The following is an 11944-nucleotide window of genomic DNA, read 5'->3' on the forward strand; positions in this document are numbered from 1 at the left end:
AATCGGAACCAATCCAAGGAAAATTAGACAATAAATAGAGACAACGCCTTGACAAATCCCTGCCGGGGCACTACTATGAAAATAGACCTCGGTTTGGGAAAGGTGTGATGACAGGATGAACAGCAAAGGGGAGGCCAACCGCAGCGTCCGGATGACGCGGCGCCGGCTGTCCGAAGCGCTGGTGACACTGCTGCTGCAGAAGCCCGTGCGGGAAATCACAGTGCGGGAACTGACCGATCTGGCCAAGGTGAGCCGCGGAACCTTTTATTTTCATTACTCGGATATCTATGAACTGATGGACCGGGTGGAGCAGGATCAGATTCAGGAACTCGAGCGGCTGATGGACGACATCCTGCCGCGCCTGGATGAGGATTCGACGCCGGAATCGCTGTGCATGATCTACCGGTACCTGGACGAGAACGACGGCATCTGCAGTGCGCTGCTCGGCCCCAACGGGGACCCGGCGTTCCGGCGCCGCCTGCAGAGTGTCATTGCGGAACACTGTGTCGGGTACATCGCACCGTCGGACAGCGTCACGCCCGCCCAGCGATATATGGTCGCGTTTGCGGTCCAGGGGTGTTTCGGCAGCATTGATGTCTGGCTGGAGAACGGCAAACCCGAGACGCCCGAGAAGCTGGCCGACATCACCTGGCAGGCCGTCCGCGCCGTGAAGGAGACGGCCCGGCGGATGCAGGAACAGGCTTGATTTTATTTTGGTGGATGCCTATAATAAACTGTAGAAGCGCCCGCGGCCTGCCGTCGGGTTTCATCACGAAAACAGAAGGAGACAAGACCATGGGATTTTTTGATATGTTCAAGAAGAAGGAGACGGCGCCGGTGTTCCCGGCCATGCTGGCAGCCGATGCGGCAGGCACGGTGGTCAAGATGGAGGAGATCCCCGACGAGGTGTTCGCACAGGGAATCCTGGGCCAGTGCTGCGGCATTGACCCGAGCGTCGGCGAAGTCTACGCTCCCTGCGACGGTGAAATCACCCAGGCTCCCGATACCCTCCATGCGCTGGGCATCATGGGCAGCAACGGCATCGAGGTGCTGATCCATGTCGGCGTCGATACCGTCGAGATGAAGGGCGACGGCTTCGCCGCCAACGTCAAGCTCGGCGACAAGGTCACCAAGGGCCAGCTGCTGCTGACGATGGATCTGGACAAGATCAAGGCGGCCGGTCATCCCGCCGTTGTCATCACCGTCGTGACCAACACCGATGATTTTGCGGAAGTCACCACGGTGGCGCAGGGCACCGTCAAGCCCGGCGACGATCTGATGAAAGTCAGCAAATAACAATCGCATTCCGGCGCGGCGCAGGGTCTCCTGCGCCGCGCTTTTGGTTTGCTCTTCCCACCGCGGGGCTTTTGTGCTACAATAGGAGCACCAAACCAAGAAAAGTGAGGAACCGACATGAGTGCAATTCTTGCGGTATGCGGACCGGCGTTCTGCGCGATGGTCAGCGACGGACGGATGGTGGAGGAACCGGTCCAGGACGGAACCCCCAAAATTCTGACCGATTCGCTGCCCAAAGTCCGTAAGGTGAACCGCAACGTGCTGGTGGGGTTCGCGGGCGATACCGTCGCCGCGGCCCGCATCGTCAACACGCTGGATGAATACAACGTACAGTATCTGACGCTGGAAAAGGCCGTCAAGATCCTGGCCGAAGCCGGCCGTCAGGTCCCCTGTGCGCCGGTGGGCGTGCGGCTGCTCGTGGGCGGCCGGGGCCGCAAGGGCGGCTTTGAGCTGGTCAGCCTGGGCAGCGCCGATGGCTTTGAACCCCAGACCCAGCCCGCCCGCGACGGCGCGTACCTGATCGAGGGCGCCTGCTCCCATACCGAGATCGCGCCCTATCTCGAACAGGATGTCAAACCGGCCGCCTCCGGCTGGAAGAGCCTGGACGATGTGGCCGCCACACTGGACCAGTGCATCACCCACATCGCCGAGAATGACAAAACCGTGAATACGACGTTTTACCGTGAATTGATTCTGTGAGGCGTTTGAAATGGACAAGGATCGCAATGTCGTTTTTGCCGACCTGGCCGTCGGTGTGCCGCCCGATGTGTACCGGCTGTATGAGATCGGACAGTTTGCCGCGGCGGACCGTCGGATTGAGGCGCTGCTGCAGGACAGCCGTCTGCCCCGCCCGGCGGCGGGAGCGCTGACCGCCCTGCGCGAGATGATGCGCCGCCTGCCGCAGAGCTATACGCTGACCCGGGCCGACGCCCTGGCCCTGCTGCGGCGGGAAATCCCGGATTTTTCCGAGGAAGAGTTCGACGCACTTCTGGCCGCCGACCGGGTGGACTGGCGCTGCCTGAACGGCACACCGTACTATCTGGACCGCTTTGCCGAGGCTCTGCGCCTCTACCCGGACATGAATGCCCGCGGCCTGCGCGCCGAGCCGGGCCATGCCGAGGTGCGGGACCGGATGATCCGGCGGATGCGGCAGCAGGGAAGTGCCTCGGCACGGATCACGGTGCGGGCCTCCGTCGCCCCGGCGGTGGCCGCTGATCCCGGGGCGGAACTGCGCGCCTGGCTGCCCATCCCGGCCGCCTGCGAACTGCAGTCCGACATCGAGATCCTTGACGCACCGCCCCATACCGAGCTGGCGCCCGAGGATGCCCCGCAGCGCACGGCCTACTGGCAGGGCCAGGCGTCCAAAGCTCCCTTCACGGTGACCTACCGGTATACCATCCGGGCACCGTATCATGACATGGAACACCTGACCCCCGATCCCGTCCAGCCGACCTTCTACACCCATGAGGAGGCCCCGCACCTGCTCTTCACGCCCTGGCTGCGCGCCCTGTGCGCCGAGGTGACCGAGGGCTGTGACGGTCCGGTGGAGAAGGCCCGTGCCATCTACGATTATGTGACGCTCCACACGCGGTACCGGTATCAGCCCGCCTACGTCTGCCTCGAGAATATCTCGGAGGGCTGTGCCAAGTCGGGCTGGGGGGACTGCGGCGTCATGGCGCTGCTCTTCATCGTGCTCTGCCGGATTGCCGGCATCCCGGCCCGGTGGCAGAGCGGACTGTACGTCACACCCGATCACGCCGGCTGCCACGACTGGGCGCAGTTCTATATTGCACCCTACGGCTGGCTCTGGGCGGACTGCTCCTTCGGCGCCGGTGCGCACCGTACCGGGGACGAGGCACGCCGCAGGCATTATTTCGGCAACCTGGACCCGCTGCGGATGGTCGCCAACCGCGGATTCTACACCCAGCTGACCCCGCCCGACGAAGAATGGCGCAATGACCCCTACGACAACCAGGTTGGTGAGGCGGTCCTGAAAGGAATGCCGCTCCATGGTCAGGCGCTCAGCCACAGCTGTGAGGTACTCCGGTTCGAGGAACAACCCGATGAGAAGGCCTGAGCATTCCGCCCGGCCTTTTGATACAATCAAAATAATAAAGGAGAACGCTGATTATGAAGATCGCACTTATCAACGAAAACAGCCAGGCTGCCAAGAACGCCATGGCGGAAGCCACGCTGCGCAAGGTTGTGGAACCGATGGGCCATGAGGTTGTCAACTACGGCATGTACACCGCCGAGGATGCCGCTCAGCTGACCTATGTGCAGAACGGCATTCTGGCCGCCGTGCTGCTGAACTCCGGCGCCGCCGACTATGTCATCACCGGCTGCGGCACCGGCGAGGGCGCCATGCTGGCACTGAACAGCTTCCCCGGCGTGATCTGCGGCCATGTCGAGGACCCCGTGGACGCCTACACCTTCGCCCATGTGAATGACGGCAATGCCGTGGCACTGCCCTTCGCCAAAGGCTTCGGCTGGGGCGGCGAGCTGAACCTCGAGTACATCTTCGAGAAGCTGTTCGGCTTCGGCCATGGCCAGGGCTACCCCAAGGAGCGCGTCGTCCCCGAGCAGCGCAACAAGAAGATTCTGGACGGTGTGCGTGCCGTTGCGTTCCGGGATCTCTGCGACATCCTCAAGGAGCTGGACCGCGACCTCGTCAAGGGCGCCTTTGCCGGAGAGCATTTCGCCGAGCTGTTCTTCCCGGCCTGCAAGGATGAGAAGATCGCCCAGACGGTCCGTGAACTGATGGCGTAACCGCTTTTCCCATATGGCAAAAGGACCTCCGGCGGATGCCGGAGGCCCTTTTGCAAGTTTATTGGAGACTTTGGTAATGTCGGATGAATCACCGCGCAGAAGATCATGCGGCGGTGGGCGCTCCGCAGTACAACCCTCCTGCGGAACACCTTCATTATAAATCAACTTCCACAGAATGTAAATACTTATCATTGAAAAATATCTGCAAAATTTCGGTGCGGCCCGACGATTTTTTGCACGGCTTGGGCAAAAGGGGTTGACTTCCCACACCTCGGATGCTAAAGTAAAGGTGGTTCCGGAGCGCGCATAAGGTCTTGCAGCAAGAACTGCAAAACAACTGCGAAGCAGCGAACTTTTTGTATGTAATCAAAATTCATGACAGAGGCAGGTGGTACGTATGGAGATTCCCGGTAGTCCTGTGAACCGATGGAAAATTGAATATCAAGGCAACCGTTGTTTCGGTGCAGAAGCACAGGCGGCGGCTCCATACGGGGCCGCTGGCTGTCTGTTCGCGTATGCGTAACAGCATGATGATAGACATTCCTCTTTGCGCTTCCGCATGGAAACAACGGCTGCGCAAGGAGGATTTTTTATGTCCAATGCAACAACCATTGAAACCCTTCGCCGTATGCTGGCCAGCCTGGATGATGCCAAGAAGTACCAGAGCCTTCGGGATGTTCTTTCCACGATCAATGCGCCGGATCTGGCGGCCGTGTTTGAGGATCTTCCGCAGGAAAAGATGCCGGTGCTCTTCCGGCTCTGCCCCAAGGATCTGGCCGCCGATGTCTTTGCCGAACTCACGCCCGAGACCCAGGAGGCGCTCATCCGCGGCCTGACCGATAAGGAACTGAAGGTCGTCGTGGAAGAACTCTGCGCCGACGATGCCGCCGACCTCGTTGAGGAGATGCCCGCCAGCGTGGTCAAGCGGATTCTGAGCCAGGCCGAACCGGACACCCGCAAGATGATCAACGAGCTGCTCAAATACCCCGAGGATTCGGCGGGCGGCGTCATGACCACCGAGTTCATGGAACTCTCTCCCGAATGGACGGTGCGCCGTGCCATGGAGGAGATCCGTCAGAAAGGCTTTGACAAGGAAACCATCAACAACTGCTATGTGACGGGCTCCGACCGCACCCTGGTGGGCGTCGTCAGCCTGCGCGGCCTCGTGCTGGAAAAGAACGAAAACCGCCGCATCGACGACATGATGGATACCGCGGTGATCAGCGTCACGACCGGCACCGACCGCGAGCAGACCTCCCAGCTGTTTGAAAAGTACGGCTTCCTGGCCATCCCCGTTGTGGACGGTGAGAACCGTCTGGTGGGCATTGTCACGATCGACGATGCAATCTCCATTCTGCAGGATGAGGCCAGCGAGGACTTCGCCAAGATGAACGCCATGGCGCCGGCCGACAAGCCCTATTTCAAGCGGACGCTGTGGAACCTTTACAAATCCCGTGCGCCCTGGCTGCTCTTCCTGATGCTCAGCGCGACCTTCTCCAGCCTGGTCATCCGCGGCTATGAGGACGCACTGGCCGCCGTCACCGTCCTCACGGCCTATATTCCCATGCTGACCGACGCCGGCGGCAATGCCGGCAGCCAGAGCACTTCCACCATCATCCGCGGCATGGCGGTCGGGGAGATCCGCCCCCACGACCTGCCCCGCATCCTCTGGCGGGAATTCCGCGTGGCCCTGCTCTGCGGCGCCACCCTGGCCGTCTGCAACATGGCCAAGCTGATCCTGTTTGACCGGGTGGGTGTGATGATCGCAATGGTGGTCTGCCTGACGCTGTTCTGCACGATCCTGATCTCGCAGCTCATTGGCGGCATCCTGCCCGTCGCGGCCGAGAAGGTGGGCATCGACCCCGCCGTCATGGCCAGCCCGCTCATCACGACCATCGTGGATACCACCACGCTGCTGGTCTATTTCAATATCGCCAAGCTCCTGCTGCATATCTGAAATTGAACACATGTCAAGTGATTGTAGATTGTACCATGCCAACCGGCATGGTACAATTTTTTTACACTCGTTCAAAACTCTGCAGCGAAAGGAGATATCCGGATGCAGATTCAGGAATTTTATACCGGCAAGGCGTTCGATGCCGATTCCTTTTTCGGTGGCCATCCCGGTGCGCAGGGCACCCACTTCGCGGTGTGGGCGCCCTCGGCACGGCAGATTCTCGTGGTGCTCAGCAGCCCGGCGGGGCAGCCGCTGGGCGAATATCCGATGCAAAAGACCTATTCGGGATGCTGGGAGACCGACGTGCCGGCGGCAGTCCCGGGCCAGTGCTACCAGTACCGGGTGACGGGGGCGGACGGCAGTGTGGTGGATCACTGCGATCCCTACGGCACCGCCATGACGCTGCGCCCCGACGGCCGCAGCATCGTGCAGGGACCGTCGGCGTTTGTCTGGACGGATGGGCCCTGGATGGAACGCCGCACCAAGAACTTTGATTCCCCGATGACCATTTACGAGGCCCAGGCCGGCAGCTGGCAGCGCAAACCGGACGGGTCGCTCTACACCTACGAGGAACTGGCCGGCATGCTGCCCGGCTACCTGCGCGACAACGGCTATACCCATCTGGAATGGATGCCGCTGAGCGAATATCCCTTTGACGGCAGCTGGGGCTACCAGACCACCGGGTTCTTTGCCCCGACCAGCCGCTACGGTACGCCAGACCAGCTGCGGGCGCTGATCAACGCCTGTCACGAGGCGGGCATCGGCGTGATCCTCGACTTTGTGCCGGTGCATTTCGCCGTGGATTCCTACGGCCTGCGGCGCTTTGACGGTACGCCGCTCTACGAATACCCGGCGGCCGCGGTGGGGGAGAGCGAATGGGGCAGCTGCAACTTCATGCACTCCCGCGGGGAGATCCGCTGCTTTCTGCAGTCGGCGGCGGATTACTGGCTGCGGGAATTCCACGCCGACGGCCTGCGGATGGATGCGGTCAGCCGGCTGATCTACTGGCAGGGCGACCCGGCCCGCGGCGTCAACGGGTCCACACTGGAATTCTTGCGCGGCATGAACAGCGGTCTGCAAAAACGCCATCCCACCGCCATGCTGATTGCCGAGGATTCCACCGACTATCCCAAGATCACCGCCCCGGTGGAGTACGGCGGCCTGGGCTTCGACTACAAGTGGGATCTCGGCTGGATGAACGACACGCTGGATTATTTCCGCAAGACGCCCGAGGAGCGCCGGCAGAACCTGGGCAAGCTGACCTTCTCGATGATGTATTTCTGGCGGGAACATTATATCCTGCCCTTCAGCCATGACGAGAACGTCCACGGCAAGGCCACCATCCTTCAGAAAATGTACGGCGACTACGACGGCAAATTCCCCCAGGGCCGCACGCTCTACCTTTATATGATGATCCATCCCGGCAAGAAACTGGACTTCATGGGCAACGAGTTCGGCCAGCTCCGCGAATATGACGAGAACCGCGCCCAGGACTGGGAGCTGTTCCGCTTCCCGCTGCACGACGGGTTTGCCCATTTCCGGCGGGAGCTCCAGCAGCTCTATCTGCGGTACGATGCCTTCTGGGCCGGGGAGTACAACGCCGACCATTTCCGCTGGCTGGACTGCGACCACCCCGAGGAGGATGTCTGCGCAATCCTGCGCCGCGGCCATGCCTCGACGGTGTTTGCCCTCTTCAATTTCTCGGACCGACAGATGCCGCACTACACCGTGCCACTCCCCGGCCCCGGACGGGTGGAGGAGCTCCTCAACACCGACTGGCAGTGCTGGGGCGGCACCACCGAGCGACCCGGCACCCCGCTGACCGAATCCGCCGCCCGCACCTTCACGGCCGGCCTGGCTCCGTACAGCGGCCGTCTGTTCTTGCTTTCCGCAACAGAATAATTGTTCTTTCTCAGAAATGTGTTCAGGAGTTACTTGCTTTTAGGGGCGGAAAATGCTAAAATTTGGATGATTTGCATGACAGGTCCCGAGCCGTGTCCTGCCGGGTGTTCCGTCTTCCCTGTTTTTGGCGGAACCTTCAGGACAAAGTCAAGGCAAAAGAAAAGGAGCATTCAAAGATGAAACAGAGGTTGCTGACCCTGGCCCTTGCAGGTGTCATCTCCGCTTCGCTGGTGTTGCCGGCTTATGCGGAAGCGATCACACCGGACTCCCTGCGCGCGGCGTTTGCCGCACAGACGACGGCTGTACAGGATGCCGAAACCCCCGAAACCGGTGAATCCGGAGAACCCGATGTGACGGAAGAGCCGGGCCTGAGCGCCGCCGGCTATACCGCCCAGCTGGTGGACGGCATTTACTGCCTGTTCCTGCCGGTCAATGTGGATCTCTCCACACTGGAAGTGGAGGTCACCAACGGGGTGACCGGCGTGACCGGCGACGGCCTGACCCTGACGGACGGCCGCATCACCGGCGATTTCACCGGGCAGGATTCCTTCACCCTGACGCTGGCAGACGGCACCACCGCTCCGGCGGAGCTCTATCGCTCCGACCTGCCCTGCATCTCCATCGATCTGAACGGCGTGACCAAGGACCAGATCGACGCGGGCAGCAAGGATGACAAGTACAAGCACAATGCCCTGACCCTGATCAACACCGACGGCACCGAACTCAACGAGACCGACGTCGAAGTCAAGGGCCGCGGTAACTCCACCTGGACCAAGCCCAAGAAGCCCTACCAGATCAAGCTGGACTCCAAGGCCGACCTGCTGGGCATGGGCAGCGCCAAGACCTGGATTCTGCTGGCCAACTGGAGCGATCCTTCCCTGATGCGCAACAAGCTGGTCTTTGACTGGGCCCACGGCATGGAAGCTGAGGGCGTCAACCGCGGCACGCCGGAAGGGGAGTGGGTGGATGTCTGGTTTGACGGCGAATATGCCGGCAACTACCTGCTCTGCGAGAAGGTGCAGGTGGGGGACACCCGCATCCCGCTGACCCAGGACGACGGCGTTGTGGCCGAGATTGACGACTCCTACTACGCGGCCGAGGATGACTGGTTTGCCGCCCAGCACAGCGGCACCCACTTCGTCCTCAAGGATTCCACGGCGGACGATGCCGGCGAGCCGGATTCTCTGTCCGAAAAGGCCTTTGCCGCCTTCGAGCAGGAAATCAACGAGCTGGAAGCGCTGATCTATGCCCCCGAGAAGGACTGGCAGGCCATCAGCGAGCGGATTGATGTCCAGAGCTTCGCGGACTATTATCTGATCGCCGAGATGACCGAAAACTGGGATTGCTTCATCTCCAGCACCTATATGTTCCGGGACGGCGCAGATGATGTGATCCATATGGGCCCGGTGTGGGACTTTGACCTCTCGATGATCCGGACCTATGACCCCGAGATTGACTATGCGATGAACCGCAAGGACTCGCAGTTCCCGCGCTGGACCTGGTGCTTTGAGCTGCTCAAGATCCCCGAGTTCCGCGAGATCGTCGTGCAGCGCTACCAGGAGGCACTGCGTCCCCAGCTTGAGCAGGCCGAGCAGACCTGTACCGCCTACAAGGCGCAGCTCGAGCGCTCCGCCGCGATGGAGGTGGCCCTGTGGGGCACCGGCAAGCATGACGACGATGTGGCCTATACCAAGGACATCCAGTGGAATTCCGCCTGCAAGGAACTGATCAACTGGATCAACGCCCGCACCGCTTACCTCAATACCCGCTACGATGAGGACCTGGTCGAGACCGGCTTCACGGCCGAGACACTGGCTCCGGTCTCTCCGGCCTCCGCGTCGGTGACGCTCGGCGCCGGGGAATCCAAGACTCTTACTTATAAGGTACGCCCGGCGGCTGCCTGCGACGCGGTTTCGGTCACGTCCAGCGATGAGCGGGTCGTCACGGCCCAGGCCGGACCTGCTCCCGACACACTGACCCTCACCGCCGTGGGCGGCGGCGACGCGGAAGTCACCGTAACGATGGGCAAGGTCAGCCTGACGTACAGCGTCCATGTGGACGGCCCCGCGTTCCTGCTGGAAGGCTGGGTCACCGAGGACGGCAAGGAATACTGGTACGAGAACGGTGTCAAGCAGGGCACCGAGGGCCGCGGCAAGGAAATCTACGACCCGGACAGCGACGCCTGGTACTGGCTGGATGCCGTGCAGGGCGGCGCCAAGGCGGTCTCCAAGGACGTTTACCAGGAATCCAACGGCGGCAAGTGGGTCCGCTATGATGCGGACGGCCATATGGTCAAGGGTGAACAGTACGCCGACGGCGGCTGGTACTACTTCGATACGATCACCGGCGCCATGGCCAAGGGCCCGACGATCCTGCCGGATGGCCGCCAGGTGTTCTACGATATGGTCACCGGCCAGATGCTCAAGGGCATGCGGATCATCGGCGGCAACCGCTTCCTCTTCAGTACCCAGGACGGCAACCGCCTCTACGGTCCCAGCACCTGCTTCTGGGTGGAGAACGACGGCAAGCGCTACTGGTACGAGGACTGGGTCCGTCAGGGCTTTGATCCCTTCAACGACGAGTACCGCGGCAAGGAAATCTGCGACCCCGCCACCGATACCTGGTACTGGCTGGACAACAACGCCCAGGGCGCCATGGCAGCCGGCAAGGATGTCTATCAGGAATCCGAGGCCGGTCCCTGGGCCGAGAATGCCGACGGCACCGGCAAGTGGGTCCGCTACGACGAGTCCGGCCGGATGCTCAAGGGTTGGCAGGATGGCGGCCGCTACTACTTTGACCCGATCTACGGCACGATGGCCAAGGGAACCGTGACCATCGACGGCACGCAGTATCATTTTGATGAAATCACCGGCGAGCGCCGGTAACCCCTGAGACAGGCCCGCTGCAGCACAGGACGCTGCGGCGGGCTTGTCTTTTCTGCAAAAATCCCGTATAATACTGGTACTGCATCCCGAAGGTCGGGGAAGGCGGGGCTTTCGTCAAAACAGAAAAATATTTTGAAAAAATTTTATGATTTGCCGAAAAAATACTTGCAATTCCCGATATGATGTGGTATCATACTTCTTGGCTGCGAACGGCTGGTGAAAGAACGGGCGTTCGATCATCGGCCACGATATGCGTTGATGCGGGAGGTTGCCGCGGTTCCGATAGGGGCCGACGGGTTTTTCCGCGGAGTATGTCCGATCTTAGAACCGGGCGAAAGAATTACGAATGTGAAGGGATATGTACGGCGCTGCATTTGCGGCACGGACCAATTTCCATAGCTTTGCGATGATTCTTCCGGGAGAACTGCGGTGCGCGGTTCACCGGATTTTCTGATGCGAAACTATTGAACACCCGGAAGCGTGTGTAATTTATCGGCTCGCCTAAGGCAACAAAAATTAGGAGGCGAATGTAATGGCAGTCAAAGAAAAAATCAGAATTCGTTTGAAGAGCTACGATGCATCCCTGATCGATGCGGCGGCTACCAAGATCGTGGAGACCGCGAAGCGCACCGGCGCCCGCGTGTCCGGCCCGATCCCCCTGCCCACCGACAAGGAAGTGGTCACCATCCTGCGCGCTGTCCACAAGTACAAGGACAGCCGTGAGCAGTTCGAGACCCGCACCCACAAGCGTCTGATCGACATTCTGAAGCCGTCCAACAAGACGGTCGAGGCTCTGATGAGCCTGCAGCTCCCCGCCGGCGTTGACATCGAGATCAAGCTCTGATGCGTGAAAGGCGGGAACGGGAAAACCGGCCCGAGTGGCCGTGTTCCATTAACCGCCGGTACCCAGTCCCCGTAAAACAAATCAGACACGATCCGCTGCAAACGCAAGCGGAGAGGTCATGTTGGCAGAACAAACCCGCTGCCAACCAATAACCTTTACAGGAGGATTTACACAAATGCAAAAAGGTATCATTGGCAAGAAATTGGGCATGACCCAGCTGTTCGACGAGAACGGCAAGGTCATTCCCGTCACCGTCATCGAAGCCGGCCCCTGCACCGTCGTGCAGAAGAA

The 11944-nt window shown here is 60.8% G+C and carries 9 protein-coding genes and 1 pseudogene; all 10 read left to right on the top strand.

All coding sequences use genetic code 11. The annotated features are described in order from the left end of the window. Positions 1-115: 115 nt before the first annotated feature. Positions 116-706: a TetR/AcrR family transcriptional regulator gene (locus tag U0L91_RS07955; protein WP_330045879.1), complete on the top strand. Its 591-nt coding sequence runs from the start codon at positions 116-118 to the stop codon at positions 704-706. Positions 707-795: 89 nt separating this feature from the next. Next, on the top strand, positions 796-1296 hold the full coding sequence (locus U0L91_RS07960; RefSeq protein ID WP_330045881.1) for a PTS sugar transporter subunit IIA: 501 nt from the start codon (positions 796-798) through the stop codon (positions 1294-1296). A 117-nt stretch (positions 1297-1413) separates the two neighbouring features. Next, complete coding sequence (locus U0L91_RS07965; RefSeq protein ID WP_330045882.1) at positions 1414-1995, top strand: Ntn hydrolase family protein; 582 nt, start codon at positions 1414-1416, stop codon at positions 1993-1995. Between the two features lie 10 nt (positions 1996-2005). After that, positions 2006-3373 carry a transglutaminase-like domain-containing protein gene (locus U0L91_RS07970; protein WP_330045884.1) on the top strand — a complete coding sequence of 456 codons (1368 nt, stop codon included), beginning with the start codon at positions 2006-2008 and terminating at the stop codon, positions 3371-3373. Positions 3374-3426: 53 nt separating this feature from the next. Next, positions 3427-4065, top strand: a complete 639-nt coding sequence (locus U0L91_RS07975) for an RpiB/LacA/LacB family sugar-phosphate isomerase (RefSeq protein ID WP_330045886.1) — start codon at positions 3427-3429, stop codon at positions 4063-4065. 592 nt (positions 4066-4657) lie between these two features. Next, positions 4658-6022, top strand: a complete 1365-nt coding sequence (gene mgtE, locus U0L91_RS07980; protein WP_330045888.1) for a magnesium transporter — start codon at positions 4658-4660, stop codon at positions 6020-6022. Between the two features lie 102 nt (positions 6023-6124). Continuing rightward, positions 6125-7924: a 1,4-alpha-glucan branching protein GlgB gene (glgB, locus tag U0L91_RS07985; protein WP_330045890.1), complete on the top strand. Its 1800-nt coding sequence runs from the start codon at positions 6125-6127 to the stop codon at positions 7922-7924. A gap of 176 nt (positions 7925-8100) precedes the next feature. Next, positions 8101-10809, top strand: coding sequence for a CotH kinase family protein (locus U0L91_RS07990; protein WP_330045891.1), 2709 nt, complete (start codon positions 8101-8103; stop codon positions 10807-10809). Positions 10810-11341: 532 nt separating this feature from the next. Next, positions 11342-11653 carry a 30S ribosomal protein S10 gene (gene rpsJ, locus U0L91_RS07995; protein WP_330045893.1) on the top strand — a complete coding sequence of 104 codons (312 nt, stop codon included), beginning with the start codon at positions 11342-11344 and terminating at the stop codon, positions 11651-11653. 175 nt (positions 11654-11828) lie between these two features. Continuing rightward, positions 11829-11944 (top strand): annotated as a pseudogene (rplC, locus tag U0L91_RS08000) (50S ribosomal protein L3); the annotation flags it as partial.

It is taken from the genome of Gemmiger sp. (assembly GCF_036306485.1).
In the GTDB taxonomy this organism is placed as follows: domain Bacteria; phylum Bacillota; class Clostridia; order Oscillospirales; family Ruminococcaceae; genus Gemmiger.